13 protein-coding genes are annotated in these 15382 nt (G+C 71.4%); 6 read left to right on the top strand and 7 right to left on the bottom strand.

What is annotated here, in order from left to right:
- The first annotated feature begins 3 nt into the window (after positions 1 to 3).
- The 6 genes from BR98_RS02875 to BR98_RS02850 all read left to right on the top strand — a co-directional run bounded on the left by BR98_RS02875 (position 4) and on the right by BR98_RS02850 (position 6452).
- Positions 4 to 996, top strand: coding sequence for a phosphotransferase family protein (locus BR98_RS02875; RefSeq protein ID WP_035839708.1), 993 nt, complete (start codon positions 4 to 6; stop codon positions 994 to 996).
- 47 nt (positions 997 to 1043) lie between these two features.
- Positions 1044 to 3008 carry an autotransporter-associated beta strand repeat-containing protein gene (locus BR98_RS02870; RefSeq protein ID WP_324606650.1) on the top strand — a complete coding sequence of 655 codons (1965 nt, stop codon included), beginning with the start codon at positions 1044 to 1046 and terminating at the stop codon, positions 3006 to 3008.
- A 70-nt stretch (positions 3009 to 3078) separates the two neighbouring features.
- Positions 3079 to 3987: an ABC transporter ATP-binding protein gene (locus BR98_RS02865; RefSeq protein ID WP_035839705.1), complete on the top strand. Its 909-nt coding sequence runs from the start codon at positions 3079 to 3081 to the stop codon at positions 3985 to 3987.
- Positions 3988 to 3992: 5 nt separating this feature from the next.
- On the top strand, positions 3993 to 4730 hold the full coding sequence (locus BR98_RS02860) for an ABC transporter permease (RefSeq protein ID WP_035842626.1): 738 nt from the start codon (positions 3993 to 3995) through the stop codon (positions 4728 to 4730).
- A gap of 7 nt (positions 4731 to 4737) precedes the next feature.
- A complete protein-coding gene (locus BR98_RS02855; RefSeq protein WP_035839703.1) occupies positions 4738 to 5853 on the top strand; it encodes a sensor histidine kinase in 1116 nt (371 codons plus the stop codon).
- Complete coding sequence (locus BR98_RS02850) at positions 5850 to 6452, top strand: response regulator transcription factor (protein WP_035839700.1); 603 nt, start codon at positions 5850 to 5852, stop codon at positions 6450 to 6452. The genes BR98_RS02855 and BR98_RS02850 overlap by 4 nt, the downstream gene beginning before the upstream one ends.
- Positions 6453 to 6480: 28 nt before the next feature.
- Here the strand turns inward: BR98_RS02850 and BR98_RS38935 are convergent, their stop codons facing one another.
- Genes BR98_RS38935 through BR98_RS02820 form a run of 7 tightly spaced genes read right to left on the bottom strand, consistent with a single transcriptional unit; the run spans position 6481 to position 15381 of the window.
- Positions 6481 to 6654 (bottom strand): hypothetical protein, encoded by a 174-nt coding sequence (locus BR98_RS38935; protein WP_157537344.1) that lies wholly within the window; start codon positions 6652 to 6654, stop codon positions 6481 to 6483.
- A 57-nt stretch (positions 6655 to 6711) separates the two neighbouring features.
- On the bottom strand, positions 6712 to 7569 hold the full coding sequence (locus BR98_RS02845) for an ABC transporter permease (protein WP_198042111.1): 858 nt from the start codon (positions 7567 to 7569) through the stop codon (positions 6712 to 6714).
- Entirely contained in the window at positions 7566 to 8546 is a 981-nt protein-coding gene (locus BR98_RS02840) for an ABC transporter ATP-binding protein (protein WP_035839697.1), read from the bottom strand. The genes BR98_RS02845 and BR98_RS02840 overlap by 4 nt, the downstream gene beginning before the upstream one ends.
- A gap of 50 nt (positions 8547 to 8596) precedes the next feature.
- Positions 8597 to 9703 (bottom strand): thiopeptide maturation pyridine synthase, encoded by a 1107-nt coding sequence (locus tag BR98_RS02835; protein WP_083975908.1) that lies wholly within the window; start codon positions 9701 to 9703, stop codon positions 8597 to 8599.
- The gene (locus BR98_RS02830) at positions 9700 to 12102 is read right to left on the bottom strand and encodes a lantibiotic dehydratase (RefSeq protein ID WP_035839691.1); all 2403 of its coding nucleotides are present in this window, start codon (positions 12100 to 12102) and stop codon (positions 9700 to 9702) included. The genes BR98_RS02835 and BR98_RS02830 overlap by 4 nt, the downstream gene beginning before the upstream one ends.
- Complete coding sequence (locus tag BR98_RS02825) at positions 12099 to 13952, bottom strand: TOMM precursor leader peptide-binding protein (protein ID WP_051969235.1); 1854 nt, start codon at positions 13950 to 13952, stop codon at positions 12099 to 12101. Before BR98_RS02825 ends, BR98_RS02830 begins: the two co-directional genes overlap by 4 nt.
- A 13-nt stretch (positions 13953 to 13965) precedes the next feature.
- Positions 13966 to 15381: a nitroreductase family protein gene (locus BR98_RS02820; RefSeq protein ID WP_035839689.1), complete on the bottom strand. Its 1416-nt coding sequence runs from the start codon at positions 15379 to 15381 to the stop codon at positions 13966 to 13968.
- Between the last annotated feature and the right edge of the window lies 1 nt (position 15382).

Here is a 15382-nt window from a genome sequence, read left to right as displayed (position 1 = left end):
AGTATGCAGAGCCGGACCAAACGACAGCTGTCTCCCGGGGAACTCGACGCCCTGCTGCGCGGTTCGTTCGGCAGCGGGTGCCGATTGGAGCGCGAGCTGACCGGTGGCTGGTTCAACACGGCCTACCAGGTACGACTGGACGACGGCCGGCCCGCCGTGGTCAAACTCGCCCCGCCGGCCGGTGCGGCGGTGCTGCGGTACGAGCGCGGCATCCTGGCAGCCGAGGCCATGGCCTACCGGCGGCTCGCGGAGCTGCCGGCCGGCGCCGTCCCGACGGCTGAACTTCTCCATGCGGGAGAGGAGTTCCTGCTCCTGTCGGTCCTGGAGGGAGAGCCCTGGGACCAGGCGGGCGACCGGATCCACGCCGACGCCCAGCCGCAGCTGCGCCGCGACCTGGGCGCAATCACGGCGCGCCTGAACACCGTCGCTCCGCGCGATGGCCGCTTCGGTTACCCCGCCGCCCAGTCCGAGCTGTCCGCCCCCGATTGGCGGTCGGCGTTCACCGCCATGGTGGACGCGGTCCTCGACGACGCCGAACGCTGGCGGTCCCCGCTGGACGTGCCGCCCGCCGACCTGCGGGCGCTGGTGCGCGAGGGTGGCTACGCCCTCGACGAGGTCACCGAGCCCCGACTGGTCCACTTCGACCTGTGGCCGGGCAACGTCTTCGTGCACCCCGGCGGCGACGGGAGGCCCGCCCGGATCACCGGACTGATCGACCACGAGCGGGCGTTCTGGGGTGACCCGGCCGCCGAACTGGTCTCGCTGGCCTTCGGTGGCGACGCCGGCCCGGACAGCGACCTCGTCGCGGGCTACACCGGAGCGGGCGGTACCCTCGACTTCAGTTCCGCATTCCGGCACCGACTGGCCCTCTACCAGTTGTACCTGGGCCTGCTGCTGGTCGTGGAGTGCGGCCCTCGAGGCTTCGGTGCCGACCACCTCGCGTTCTGCCGCCGCTTCTTGGCCGAAGCGGTCAGGCACTCCAGAAAGCACTCTTGATGAAGCGTTCATGGCATGCACTGCTGGCGTCCGCCGTTGTGGCGGCGGTGACGATCACGCCCGTGGCCCTGGCGCAGGTGAGCGCCGTCGCGGCTGACGGTGACATCACATCGTCGGTACTCGCCAACAGCGACGTGGTCCTCGGCGGAAACGCCGTCGTGAACGTACCGCCCGGGACCCACACGTACGCGGGCGTGATCAGCGGGCAGGGGTCCTTGCGGATCTCCGGCACGGGCACCTTGATCCTCACCAAGGACAGCACCTTCACGCTCCCCGCTTCCCAGCAGGGCCAGTCCGTCTCCACCCCCGGCGGGAACCACCCCTATGTGGTCGTCGGCAATCCCGACCGACCGGCCATCACGGTGGACGCCGGCGCCACCCTGCAGTACGGCAACGGCGGAACCACGGGCCTGATCGGTGCCTTCCCCTACAACTCGCCCGGCTACCAGCAGAACCAGGACAACATCAGGGTGGACGGCACGCTGAACCTGTCGCTCACCCGCCTGTTCAATCTGGGCACCATCAGTGGCTCCGGGACGATCGTCCAGCCCCGCAACATGTGGGGGACGCTCCAGTTGTGCGGAAGCAGCCCCTTCTCCGGAGTCTTCGACATCGGCACCGGTGCCAACTACGCCGCCACCACTTGCACGGCGGACCTGCCGAACGCCCGTTCCGTCGTCAACCGCGGCTCATGGATCATCGACACCCCGCTGAACCAGACGGTGGTCCAACGCCAGAACTTCTACAGCCGTGAATACGGCAACGACGTCAACGTCCACTCCCGGCCCGGCAGCAAGGTCATCCTGGCGGGCACCTACAGCTACAGCGACAACACAAGCACCACCTCGCCGGCCCTGAGCAACAGCAACCTGAACTGGGTGCCGGTCGCCCACCAGTTGAACAAGCGCGGCACCAACATCGAGGGTGCCGACGTCCATTGGGGAGACGGCACCACCCACCAGATCTTCATGCCGGGCACGGCCGAAACGGCCTACGTCAACCTGCACGCCAACTCGCAGCGCTCGCGGCTGACCTTCGACTACAACGGCCCCGTCACCCTCGGTCTGCCCATCGGCGGGGGAAAGTACCACGACACCCTCGCTGCTCCCGGGGCGGGCGACATCGTCATCGCCAGCACGAGCGGGAACGATGTGACCTTCGCCGCCGCCCAGTTCTATGACGGTTCCACAACCATCCAGCAGGGTGCCACGCTGCGTCTCGGATCCGGAACAGCCGGAGCGGACGGGAGTCTCTACACGAAGGGCTCGCTCGACGCGATCAGCGACAACGGCTCGCTGATCATTCAGAACGTCCGCACCCCCGTCACCCTGCCAGCCTTGTCCGGCTCCGGATCGCTCACCCAGGACGGTACCGAGACCACGACGCTGACCGCCGCCTCCTACACCGGTGCCACCACCGTGGCCAAGGGAACGCTCGCGGTGGCCGGTGCGTCGCTCTCCTCGTCCAGCGGTGTCGCCCTCACCGACCCGTCAGCAGTCCTCGATCTCGGCACGGCGACGTCGACGACGCTGCGCAAGCTCGATGTCGTCGCGGGGGCGAAGATCGTACTGCCCGATGGAACCCAAGGCTTCACCGTGGGCTCCCAGCAGGCCGCGCTCTCCGGCGACAGGCTCGGCGTTGGGGGAGCGGTCTTCTCGGTCGCCCGTACGGCCGGTCACATCGAGCTGACGGCCCTGGCGGCGGGCACCGAGACAGCCTCGGCCTCGGCGAGCTCCACGGCCGTGCCCGCCGGCCAGGCCGGCGATTCAGCCGCTACGGGGTCCACCCCCAGCGGGACCACCGGCGGTTCCCCGGGAGCCCGGGCCGGCGGCGCGGGCTGGAAGGTGCTCGCCTCGGCCGTCGTGGGCCTGGCGGCCTCGGCCGGTGGCGTTCTTCTTTTCCGCAGGTCGAGGCGTAGGCGGGTCCGCACTGGTGGCGATTTCACGCAGCCCGCTTATAGTGCGAGCACCCCGATCGCTCATCCCGAGGATCCCCGGGCAACCGGGGGTTGACTTTTGTCATCTCGGGCCGGTGACAGGGTCTCACTACCAAGCATGGTCACCGGACGGGAGCCTGGTCGTCATGGCAACGACACAGGCGGTACTGACGGCAAAAGGGCTGCGGTACCGATACGGCGAGACGGTCGCGCTGGACGGCGTGGACCTGCGGGTCGACCCGGGAGAGTGCGTCGCGCTGCTCGGGCCCAACGGGGCCGGGAAGTCGACCCTGGTGATGCTCACGATCGGACTGCTCGCGCCGCAGCAAGGAACCGTGCGGATCCTGGGCGGTGATCCGCGCCGCGCGACGACCCGCCGGCGGCTGGGCGTGGCGCAGCAGACCCTGGGATTCCCGAACACGCTGACCGTGAACGAGCTGGTGAGTGGTGCCGCCGTCCGCGGTGGGCTGCGGGCGGCAGCGGCCGTTGCGATCCTGGCGGAACTCGGGCTGACCGACCTGGCGCGCAGGCGGGTGTCGAAACTCTCCGGCGGTCAGAAGCAGCGCGTGCAGCTGGCGATGGCGCTGGTCACCGAGCCGGCACTGCTGGTGCTGGACGAACCGACGGTCGGCCTGGACACGCAGGCCCGGCGGCACTTCTGGCAGATCCTGGCGCGCCGCCGGGCGCAGGGCACGGCGGTGCTGGTGACCACGCACCTGATCGAGGAGTCGGCTGCGGTCGCGGACCGGGTGGTGGTACTCGACCACGGTCGGATCCTGGCGGACGCGCCGCCGCAGGAACTCGTGTCCCGCTTGCCGGACCGCACGGTGACGGTCAGGACCGGTCTCGACCAGAACGAACTCGAGCGGCTGCCGGGCGTGCTCCGGGCCGGCCGGGAGCACGATCTGGTGAGGATCCAGACCTGCTCACCGGAGGACCTGCTGCGGGTGCTGCTGGACCGGGATCCGCAGTTGTCGGAACTGCGGGTGCAGGACGCCGGCTTGGAGGAGGCCGTGGTCGCGCTGACCGGCGGCGAGGAAGGCAGGGCGGCGTGAACGTGATGACGGGACGGGTCTTCCGGGTCGAGCTGCGGGACGAACTGCGCGCGATCCTGCGGGAACCCACATCGCTGTTCTTCGGCATCCTCATGCCGGTCGGGTTCTTCGTGCTGTTCAACCTGCTGTACGGGCACGGCACCACGCAGGGCCTGACGGCCGGTACGGCGATGGTGGCCACGTTCGGCACCTACGGCGTGATCACGGTGGCCTCGCTGCAGCCGGGCATCGGGGTCGCCCAGGACCGGGATCTGGGCTGGCTGCGGATGAAGCGGGTGTCCGCGGTGCCGATCTGGATCAGCCTCGCCGCGAAGGCCACCGCCGCGCTGCTCTACGGGGTGGGCGTGCTGGTGCTGATGGGGGTGGCGGCCGAGGCCTTCGGCACGCTCCACGCCTCGCCCTGGGCGCTGGTGCGGGTGGCGCTGGTGCTGCTGCTGGGCAGCATCCCCTTCACGCTGCTCAGCGTGGCGATCGGTTTCCAGTTCCGCACGGGTGCGGCGATCGCGCTGCTCAACGCGGTGCTGTTCCCGCTGGCGGTGCTGTCCGGGCTGTGGATCCCGATCCGGTTCCTGCCCTCGGTCGTGGGGGAGATCGCGAAGTTCCTGCCCACGTACCACCTCGCCCAGCTCGGGCTCGCCCAACTCGGCGACGGCACCGCCATGATCCACGTGCTCGCCCTGCTGGTCACCACGGTCGCGGCGGCCGGTGTGGCGGCGATGTCCTACCGCCACGCGCGGATCTGACGCGGATATGAGTGGCTTCGACTCCACCGCTTCCCGGTCCGCGGCCGAGCGGCTGCGGACCTGGGAGTGGGTCTACCTCGGCTACCTGCTGTTCGTGCCGGCGCAGCCGTACTTCTCACCGGATCCGGCGTGGTGGGAGTGGCCGCTGGCGATCGTGGTGTGCACGGCCACCGTCCTGCTGTACGCGATGGCGTTGCTGCGGGGCCGCTCCGCGTGGAGCGTCTGGGCCTCGTTGGTGCCGATGGCTGTGATCGGCGCGCTGGCCACGCCGTTCAACGCCGCCGCGAGTGTGCTGTTCATATACGCCGCGGCCGCCGCGGGCAACACGCTGCTGTGGCAGGTCGCGCGGCGGTGGTTCGCCGGCCTGACCGTGCTGGACTGTGTGACGGCGCTGCTCTCGCAAGTACCGGTGCCCTACCGGCTGCTGGGTTTCGCGTCGGCGTCCGTCATGATCTGGGTGATCGGGCTGCTCGAACTCAGGCAGCGCGACCGGCGGCGGGAACTGGAGAACCAGCGGCTGCGCAACTCGCAGGTCGAACTGCTCGCGACCCTGGCGGAACGCGAACGGATCTCGCGTGACCTGCACGACCTGCTCGGGCATTCGCTGACCGCGGTGGTGATGCGCGCGCAGCTGACCAAGGAGCTGGTGCTCGCCGATCCGCAGCGGGCGCGCGCCGAGTCCGAGGAGATCGAGCGCAACGCGCGGGAGGCCCTGGCCGCGGTGCGCAGCACGGTCACCGGTTGGCGGCAGACCACCATCCGCGCGGAGCTGGAGGTGGCGCGGCGTACGCTGACCGGGACCGGGGTGACCTTGCAGGTGAGCTGTGACGACGCGCTGATCCTGGTCGCGGCGACCGAGCACGAGCTGGGGTTGGCGTTGCGGGAGGCGGTGACGAACGTGGCCCGGCACGCGCAGGCCTCCAGCTGCCGCATCGGACTGGACAGGGACGAGGAACGGGTGCGGTTGGTGATCGCGGACGACGGGATCGGCGGCGTCGCTGCGGAGGGCACCGGGCTGACCGGCCTCCGGGAGCGGATCGCGAAACTCGGCGGCGCGGTGCAGCGCACCGGCTCGGCCGGCACGACGCTGGTCATCACGGTGCCGGTCGAGGTGGCCGGATGATCCGGGTGGTGCTGGCCGAGGACCAGGGGATGGTGCTGGGAGCGTTCGCGTCCCTGCTGGACCTGCAGGCGGACATCACGGTGGTGGCGACCGCGACCAACGGCGACGACGCGCTGGTCGCGGTGCGCGAGCACCGCCCGGACGTGTTGGTGACCGACATCGAGATGCCCGGCCGCACCGGTCTCGACCTGGCCGTGGAGCTGAACCGCCTCGGCGACCCCACCCGGGTGCTGATCGTGACCACGTTCGCGCGCAGTGGCTACCTGCGGCGTGCGGTCGACGCGGGGGTGGCCGGGTATGTGCTCAAGGACGCGCCGATCGGTGAGCTGGTGGCGGCCCTGCGCCGAGTGCACGCGGGCGAGCGGGTGGTCTCGCCGGAACTGGCGGTGGCCGCGTGGGACGCGGCCGATCCGCTGACCGACCGGGAACGCGAGCTGCTGCGCGCGGTCGCGGACGGGGACGGCAATGCCGCGATCGCAGCGCGGTTGTGCCTGGCGGAGGGTACCGTCCGCAACTACCTGTCCAGCGCCATGGCCAAGTTGGGCGCGCGCAACCGGACCGAGGCGGCCAGGACCGCTCAGACCCGCGGCTGGCTCTGAGCGGTGTGTCTACCCAACCCCGCGCCCGTCACCGGTCGCTGTTCCCGCCGCGGCCGTCGCCGTTGGTGGTCGCGTACAGCGCTCCGAGCAGCATTCCGCCCACCACGCTGATGCCGACTCCGACCTTGGAGCTGATCATGAAGCCGCCGACGACGAGCGCCGCGTAGACCATCGGTGCGGCGGTCCTGAGGTTCCTGTTCATCCGTCATCCTCTTTCTTTGGTCGGCTCAGCCTCGGGTCAGCTCAGCCTTGGGTCGGCTCAGCCGAGCGCGCGGGACATGAATCCCCTGATGCCGATCGCCGCGGTGACCACCAGGGCGAACAGCAGCACCAGCGCGTCCGTCCACAGCGGGATCGAGGACGTGAGGCCGGGCAGCGCCACGGCTCGCAGGCCTTCGCTGACATAGGTCAGCGGGTTGATCGCGGAGATCACCTGGAACCACCGCAGGTGGCCCAGCGACGACCACGGGTACTGGACGGATCCGGTGAACGTCAACGGCGCCATGACGAGTGAGAAGGTGACGCCGATGCGGTCCGGCGACACGATCGTGCCCAGCATCAGACCGAGACCGGCGCCGGTCGCCGAGCCGAGCACCAGGATCAGCAGCACGCCCGGCCAGGCCGTGAGCGGCCAGCCGGCGGTGCCCAGCACCAGGAACCCGATCGGCGCCATGACCAGCCCGGCGAACAGGCCGCACAGCGTTCCGAACACCATCTTGGCGACGGCGACCAGCTGTCCGGGCAGCGGTGCGAGCAGTCGGTCCTCGATCTCGCCGGACCAGGAGAAGTCCATGATCAGCGGCATCGCGGTGTTCTGCAGGGCGGTGAGGAGCGCGTTGAGCGCGATGACGCCGGGCAGCAGTGTCGGGCCGAAGTCCCCCTTGGTGTAGCCGGCCTCGCTGAGCACTCTGCCGAAGACGAAGAACAGCAGCAGCGGCTGGACGATCACCTGGAGCAGGAACCCGGTCGGTCGACGGGTGGTGGTGAACACGTCGCGCCACAGCACCGCCAGGAAGGTGCGTGTGACGCGGCCGAGGTTGTGTCGCGGTCGCCAGTCGGCGGTCTCGGCGGTCGCGTCGGTCTCGGCGGCTTCGGCGGTTTCGGTCAGGGTGGTCACCGCAGTTCCCTTCCGGTCAGAGAGATGAACACGTCCTGGAGGCTGGGCCGGGCGATCGACAGGTCGACCAGCTGCACCCCCTGGTCAACGACGGTGCGCAGCACGTCCGGGAGCAGGACCGACGGGTCCTTCTCGGTCCGCACCCGGAAGTACTGGCTGTCGCCGCTCCCGGTCCCGTGCGGCGCGTCGTGCTCGACGTTGCCGGCTCCGGGCAGCTCGGCCAGCGCGGCAAGGATCTCGACGGTCGGCACCTGCGTACCGCGGACCTGTGCGGTGATCGTGGTGCCGCCCGGGAGCGCCTCGGTCAGCGCGCGCGGCGTGTCCAGCGCGAGGAGCTTGCCGTGGTCGACGATGCCGATGCGATCGGACAGGCTCTCGGCCTCGTCCATGTCGTGGGTGGTGAGTACGACGGTGACGCCGCGGTCGCGCAGTTCGCGGATGCGCTCGTGCAGGAAGAGCCGCGACTGGGGGTCCAGGCCGGTCGACGGCTCGTCCAGGAACAGCACCTTGGGCGCGTGCATCAGCGCCCGCGCGATGACGACGCGTTGCGCCTGGCCGCCGGAGAGCCGCTCGGCCGGTTGGCCGGCCTGCTCGGTGAGCCCCATCAGGTCGAGCAACTCGTCGGCGCGGCGCAGCCGTTCGTCCCGGCCGACGCCGTGGTAGCGCGCATGGAAGAGCAGGTTCTGCCGCACGTCGAGGGAGCGGTCCAGGTTCTGGCGCTGCGGCACGACCGCGAGCAACCGCTTCGCCCCGGCCGGCCGGGCCACCACGTCCGTGCCGAAGACCAGGCACCGGCCGGACGTCGGCAGGATCCGCGTGGTCAGCACACCGACGGTGGTGGACTTCCCCGCTCCGTTCGGGCCGAGCAGGCCGAACACCTCGCCCCGGTCGACCGTGAAGCTCAGACCGTCCACGGCTGCGGGCGCGTGCGGGTGGTAACGCTTGACGAGTTCGCTGACGGTGACAGCGTGACTCATAGGTTCATCCCTTCTCGTGTGAGCGGGTCAAGACCGACCGGCCGGTCGGTCTAGAGGCGGCCGCCGTTGTCGACGTACCCGATCAGTTCCTCGATCCGGCCCATCGCGGTCACGCCGTGCACGTCCTCGACGGCCCGGGAGACCACGTGGCAGATCAGGTTGCGCTCCAGCTCGCCGATGCCGAGCCGGTACATGTTGAGGTAGAGCCAGTTGAGTACCACCCGGTACTGCTGGAAGGTGTTCCATCCGCCGAGCTGGTCGGCCGCCGTCCGGTGGCCGCCCAGTGCCTGGTGGAACGGGCTGCGGTCCGACCAGGCACTCCAGGTCGAACCCCACGCCTCCAGGTCGCCGTTCTCGTCCGTGTTGAGCGCCAACTCGCCCGTCCCGATCAGCTCGTTGGCCTGGTTGCGGTAGCGGAGCAGGGTGTCGAGGAGGGCGCTGAACGGCACGACGTCGTGGTAGTCGGCGGCCTCGGTGATCTTGACGACCCGCTGCCGGAAGGTCTCGGCATTGCCCTCGTAGACCCGGTCGAAGCGCTCGCGCACGCCGTCGGGCATCTTCGCCATGAAGGCGTCGGCGTGTCCGCGGTAGGACATGTAGCCGTAGGTCACCGGCGGGAGGAACCGGTGCGCCGCCGCGATGAACAGGTCCACCCCGAGTGCCATCTTCGAGCCGCCGCCACGGACCCAGTCGAGGATGTCGAAGACGAGGTCGTTGGTGTCGACGTAGTAGTCGGCGAGCAGGTCCGCCGCGGCCGGTCCGCCGAGCACGTGCTGGCGCCGGTCGTAGGGCTCGATCTCGACGGTGTTGTTGGGCGCCCAGGGAGTCAGCGGCCCGCGTTCGCTCTCCTGCTCGGCCAGCCGGACGTGCTGTGCGTGCGCCGCCTGCTGGTCCAGGAGAACGGTCGACGGATGCGCCCGCAGGTACGGCTCGAGCACGCCGGCCACGGCCGGCGCGACGACGTCCTCGAAGACCTCGGCGCTCGCCTGGATCGGAATGCGCACGTGCGGCCCGCGCCGCCAGTGCGGCTGGAAGTACACCCTGGACGCCGAAGGAGCCACGGCCGTGATGAACGGGCGTACCGCGCCGAGCAGCAGATCGGTGCGGTCGCCGTCGTGGTGGTACACGTTCACGGTGCGCCACACGGACTCTGTCATTTCTGGTCTCCCTGGCAGTTGAGCTCGATGACGTATTCGGTCACTCTCGGCACCCCCTGGTGGTCGAGGAGCGCGGTCTCGGGCCTCGGCGCGACCTCGTAGAACACCGCCGCACTGGCCGGGTCCCTGGCCAGCCGCTCGAAGGCCAGGACGAGATGCGGTGATCCGATGTCGACGTACATCGGCTTGCGGCTTCGGTCGCCTACGAACGAACCGGCTGCGACAGCGCCCATCCGCAGCACGGACACGAAGAACCGCGGTGGCAGGCCGTGCTCGGTCAGCCAACTCGTCAGCGCGAGCAGGAAGTCCGCGTCCGACTGACCGGCCCCGCGGCGCGGCAGGGTTCCCGGCTGGGCCACCCAGGTGGCCCGCCGGAGCACCACGTGTCCGATGCTCAGCCGCGGCGCGTGCAGGACCCGGCCCTCCCCGGTCCCGGCGCCCGCGTCGTGCTGCAGCGGCTGGTCGGGCCGCAGCAGCAGGGGATTCTCACCGAACGCCTCGATCAGCAAGGCCATGACCGGCGGGAACTGCCGCTCGTAGGACAGTCCGCCGTGGACCGGACGGACGACCGATCCGTTGTCGAACAGGGCCGGCAGTCCGTCGCCGTCCACGCCGACCGTCAGCCGGGCGGGCGGCGGGTAGTCGAGCCGGTCCGGCAGGGCCGGCTCGCGCTGGTTGAGCGAGGTGGCGAGGGTCAGCGCGAACTCCGCGTACCTCGGTGCGCCCGGGTACACCGCATCGACCGGGAGCGGATCGTCCGAGAGGTAGCGCAGCAGCCGGCGCACCTGCGACCGGGCCCGGCCGAAGCCGGAGTTCACCGCGTTGACGATCAACTCCTCGCCGTCGCGCTGGGCGTAGACGGCGACCGAGCCGACCGGGCGCACCCAGGCCGGCAGCGCGTCGAGCACCTGCTCGATCCGTTGCCGGTCCGGCAACGCGCGCCGGACCTCGGCGATCAGGCCCACCAGCCGGCGCACCTCCGCGACCGGGCTGGCCGCCAGGGTCGCGGTCAGCCCGGTCATGTCGAAGGCGACTGCGGCGGGGTGCAGCCGCATGGCCTCGTGACCGTCGCGGACGAGTTCGGCGTAGAACCGGTCGAACGGCACCGGTGCCTCCGGGCCGAAGCGCTCCCGGATGAACGCGGCGACCGCCAGTTTGAACGGCAGCGTGCAGTCGAAGACCGCGAGCAGGCGGCAGGCGACGGCCAGTTCGTCCAGCGCGTCCTGCCAGGCCGGCAGACCCGCCTCGACCACGACTCCGGGAATGACCGACTGCTCGGTCACCACGTCCCGCAGTTTGCCCGTGCTGCCGAGGTCCCGCAGCCGCTCCTGGAGCACAGCCCCGAGCGCGACCCGGTCGGTTCCCTTCGCGCTCGCGTAGCTGCGCAGTCCTTCCCGGACCGGAACCAGCGCGGGGACCCGCTTCGCCAACTGCCGCAGCGGATCGATGCCGTGGTCGTCGAAGTCCGGCTGGAGCAGGAGCAGTCCGCTGGTCACGAGTGAGCGCAGGTATCCGGCCGCCTGCTCGGGCGGCGCGGGAATGCCCGCCGTCAACTCGGCGAGCGTCGGCCGACCGGCAGCGGCGCGCAGGCAGTGCCGCAGCGGCGGGGTCAGCGGCAGGGTGAGGAGGTCCTCCGCCGGTGCCGGGCCGAGGAACTGGACGGTGTCGGCCACCAGCCGCGCACTGGGGTTGACCCGGACCGTCAGTTCGGTCGACCTGGCGGCCAACGGGGTGAGGACCGACAGGTCGAGTTCGACGATCGAGCGCGTCGGCTCGGTCGCGGCCCAGCGCAGGGCCGGCCCGTCCGGGACGAACCGGCCGAGGCCGCTGGCGGTGAACGTGCTGAACGGGCTGGTCTTGACGGCGGCGCGGGCGGCGTAGACGGCCAGCCGGATCAGCTCCTGTCGCCCGGGCCGGCGGCCGAGCACCTCGTGCAGGGTGGGGCTGGCATGGGCGAGGCCCTGGTCGAACCGGGGATCCGCGCTGATCTCGCGCAGGCCCGCGTCGATGGACCGCACCGCTTCGGCCAGCACGGTCGGCAACTGCGCCCGGTCGGCCCGGTACCGGCCCAGCCTGCGGCCGAACTCGGCGAGGTCCGCGGCGAGTTCGCCGCCGAGGGTGGAAGCGACCCGGGGCTCGGCGAGCTGCCGGCCCGGATCACGCAACTGGTGCACGGTCCGGCGCAGCGCCACCAGCTTGGGTTTGGCCGCGGGGTCGCCCAGCGCGCCGATCACGGCGTGGCAGCGCTCGGACAGGGTCACGGCGCCGACCCTCAGCTCGGCCGCGGTGCGGGACAGCGTGACCAGTTCCTCCCGCAGCCGGTGGTCGACGAGTCGGTGGACCGCGTCCGCGGGCAGGCCCGCGACGCGTACTCCGAAGGTGGTGGCGTGGCCCGTCATGGGAACGGGTGGGGGTGGGGGTTGAGGTCGGCCTCGGTCAGCGGGTGCGCCGCGTAGCCGAGCCGGTGGGGTACCTCCAGCGGCCGGGGCAGCCCGGTGGTCCGCCGGTTGCGGTGGCCGAAGGTCATGGACAGGGCGCCGGGCGCGATCACCTTCACGCAGTGCAGGTCGGCGGCCTCGTGCAGCGGCGAGGTCTGGTTGACGACCACGACGTCCATGCCGCCCGCCAGCATCCGGTCGACGGCCTCGGTGAGGTCGTCGCGCAGGTCGGCGTGGAGCGGCCAGGGGCTGCGGGCGATCACCTCGTCCCAGCCGATCATGCGGTCGCCGTCGAGCAGGAACGAGAAGCGGTCGAACGCCTCCGGCGTCGCACTGCACACCGCGTGGTCGGTCATGATCCGGACCAGCTCGGGATCCGCGGCCATCAGCCTGGCCCGTTCAGCCTCGGCCGGGTATCGGACCAGCTCCTGTTCGACGATGGGCGCCAGTTCACCGAGGGCGGTGAGCACGGCGGCCACCGGGTCCAGCGCCGAGCCGCTGGTGCAGATGACCTTCGGTCGCCTGGCGTCACCGCTGGTGTCCTGCGCGAGCACCCAGAACGCGCGGATCCCCTCGGTCAAGGTGATGTCGAAGGCCCGCACGCGGTATCCGGTGCGCTCGATGCGCTCCACGACGAGCCCGATGCGCGGATCGGGTGCCCGGGCGAGGTCCACCTCGGGGACGGGCATCCGGGCGTACCAGGTCATCAGGAACGCGTCGCGCTCGACCACTTCGAGGATCCCGTGCAGGACCGCCTCCTCGACGCAGCCGCCGAGCGCGCAGCCGTTGGAGATCTCGAAGGTGAACGGCTTGTCCTTCCGCGTGCCCGGCTGGAGCGGCGTCCGGTAGTACGCGTGGGTCTCGGGCACCAGCACCGGCCGGGCCTGAGCGAAGGAGTACGCCCACACCCAGTCCACCACGGCGTCCTCGGTGAACGGCTGGTACTGGCAGTCCGGCTCCAGGTAGCGCTCCGGCGCGAGCAGGCCGAGCGTCCGGGGGTCCAGGGCGTCCGCGGCCAGTTCCGCGTAACTGCCGCGCACGGTGGTCCGCTTGCCCCAGGGCCACTGGCCACCGAGCCGTTCCAGTGCCTCGGCGACCGCAGTGGCCCGGGACGAGGCGAAGTCGCGGGTGCGCCCGAACCCCGCCTCCCCCCGGTAGCCGTACTCGGCCAGGACCGCCTCGGTCAGCGGGACCATCGAGTCGCGCATGCCGCGGGGCGGGGCGACCACGCCGGTCTCGGCGTCCACGTACAGCTCGGTCAGCTGCGACTCGGAGAGTGCGCGGATCCGGCTGGAGCCGGCCCGGGGCTTGGGCCGGGGGAGGGGCACGATCTCGGCTCGGGCGGCCGTGTCCTCGGGCAGCGCACCGCAGACCGCGCACAGCGGGTCCGGCAGGAACGAGTGCCGGGTCAGCGACAGGTCGCGCAGGTCGAGGTACCAGCAGCAGTCCGCGGCGATGCCCGCGTGCACCAGATCGGCCACGGTCTCGGCGGCGAAGCCGGACAACCAGGCCGACGGCCTGCTCGCGATCCGCTCGTCCTCGCGCAACTCACTCGTCCACGGCGCACGTTCGGACGCGCTGGACCGCCAGGTCTGCACGCACCAGACGCAGCCGCGCTCACCGGGCCGGACCAGCGGGCCGACCACGACCCGGTCGAGCTCGGTCCAGACCGGCAGCCAGGGCTCGCCCCGGTCGTGCGCCGCGACCCAGTCGCCGGTGTCCCAGCCGTCGCGGGCCACCACCAGCATCGACGGCGGACGCCGGGCGATGGCGTCGGCCAGCAGGCCGTCGCCGAGTACGGTGTCAGTCACGAGCCGTTCTCCTTCACCAGGTCAGCCGGAACTCGGGCCGCAGCCCGGCGGGGTGCTCGGTGCCCAGCTGCGCCACCAGCAGGCTCCGCTTGCGCCCCTCCAGGCCGAACCAGCTGTCCAGCAGGTGCGTGAGCACGTCGTTCTGGATCCGGCTCGCCACGTCGATGGCCGCGGCGGCGAGGCAGGCCCGGTGCAGGGCGGCACCGGCGGCCGCCTGCTGCACGCGGTACCAGCGAGGACCGAACCGCTCCTCGGCCGCCTCGGCGTCGCCCACCGGCAGCAGCCACACGTTCGCCGTGCGGGCGCCCTGCTGGGTCAGCGCGGCCAGCGCGGCCTCGCGCAGTCGCTGGCGCGGGTCGCCCTCGCCGACCAGCTCCAGCTGGTGCTCGTCGGGAAGGTAGCGGTACGCACCGTCCGGGACCCCGGCCACGTCGGCGATGACGCAGTAGAACTCGACCAGGTTCGCCGGCAGGTCCCAGCGCGCCTGCTGACCGTAGGCGGTCAGGACGGTGGCCAGCGCGCCGATCGACATGGTCTCGCCCTTGAAGCCGCGCATGGCCGCGTGCCGGGTCCGGGTGCCGGCCCGCAGATCCACCGCCGCCTGCGGCAGGCTGATCCGCTCGGCCTCCCCGGGGGGCGCGGACGGCAGCGGTTCCGGCGCGGGTCGGCTCTGCGTGAGCACGGCCGCGTGGGCGGCGAAGGCGCGCGGGAAGGCGGACAGCGAGGGGCCCTCGAACGCGGCGGGCACCGGTGCGACGAGCTCGACGACCGCGTGCACCCCCTCCGTCCTCGGGTCGAGCCCCAGCACCTCGGTGACGTCGGCGTCGGGGAAGCACAGCCGGGCGGTGGCGTCCTCGTCGGCCGCGACCACGAGCGCCTGGGTCACCTGGATGCCGGCCTCCAGGCAGGCGAGGCGGTAGTACATCTCGCCGTACTTGGCGGCCAGCCGCCAGAACACGTTGGTCTGCACGAGGACCGTGGTGGCCGGCCGGGACGATACCCAGCTCCGGTAGTCACCCGAACGCAGGCGCACCAGGTCGTGCCGGGCGGGGTCGTAGTAGTAGACGCCGGCGGGCACCTCCGAGTCGGGCCCGGCGACCACGTACCACTCGGAGCTGTACCGGGCGCCGCCCGACGGCGTCGGACGCCGGGTCACCAGCCACTGCAGCGGATCGTCGTCCGGGATGGCCTCGAAGCTGTCGGTGAACGGCAGCATGTCCAGCGGGGTCAGCCACTGGGAGCGGGTGATGCCGCCGAGCTCGGCGAGCTGCCTGCCGAGCCGGTGCGCGGACTCCTCCGGCGGCCAGGGCAGCGGGTGCCGCGGTGCGCCCGGGTAGCTCTTGACCACCCGGGGCGGGTACGCCTGCGGGTTCGCCACCTCGGACGGCGTGTGCACTGTGTCCTGGTAGCGGGTCGCCTCGTTGCTCATG

The organism is Kitasatospora azatica KCTC 9699, assembly GCF_000744785.1.
In the GTDB taxonomy this organism is placed as follows: domain Bacteria; phylum Actinomycetota; class Actinomycetes; order Streptomycetales; family Streptomycetaceae; genus Kitasatospora; species Kitasatospora azatica.
This window is presented reverse-complemented; position numbering and strand designations above follow the sequence as displayed.

What these genes read in the sequence shown, in the direction of transcription:
- BR98_RS02875 (WP_035839708.1), top strand. Translation starts at nt 4, where the DNA reads ATGCAGAGCCGGACCAAACGACAGCTGTCTCCCGGGGAACTCGACGCC.
- BR98_RS02865 (WP_035839705.1), top strand. Translation starts at nt 3,079, where the DNA reads ATGGCAACGACACAGGCGGTACTGACGGCAAAAGGGCTGCGGTACCGA.
- BR98_RS02860 (WP_035842626.1), top strand. Translation starts at nt 3,993, where the DNA reads ATGACGGGACGGGTCTTCCGGGTCGAGCTGCGGGACGAACTGCGCGCG.
- BR98_RS02855 (WP_035839703.1), top strand. Translation starts at nt 4,738, where the DNA reads ATGAGTGGCTTCGACTCCACCGCTTCCCGGTCCGCGGCCGAGCGGCTG.
- BR98_RS02850 (WP_035839700.1), top strand. Translation starts at nt 5,850, where the DNA reads ATGATCCGGGTGGTGCTGGCCGAGGACCAGGGGATGGTGCTGGGAGCG.
- BR98_RS38935 (WP_157537344.1), bottom strand. Translation starts at nt 6,654, where the DNA reads ATGAACAGGAACCTCAGGACCGCCGCACCGATGGTCTACGCGGCGCTC.
- BR98_RS02840 (WP_035839697.1), bottom strand. Translation starts at nt 8,546, where the DNA reads ATGAGTCACGCTGTCACCGTCAGCGAACTCGTCAAGCGTTACCACCCG.
- BR98_RS02835 (WP_083975908.1), bottom strand. Translation starts at nt 9,703, where the DNA reads ATGACAGAGTCCGTGTGGCGCACCGTGAACGTGTACCACCACGACGGC.
- BR98_RS02830 (WP_035839691.1), bottom strand. Translation starts at nt 12,102, where the DNA reads ATGACGGGCCACGCCACCACCTTCGGAGTACGCGTCGCGGGCCTGCCC.
- BR98_RS02820 (WP_035839689.1), bottom strand. Translation starts at nt 15,381, where the DNA reads ATGAGCAACGAGGCGACCCGCTACCAGGACACAGTGCACACGCCGTCC.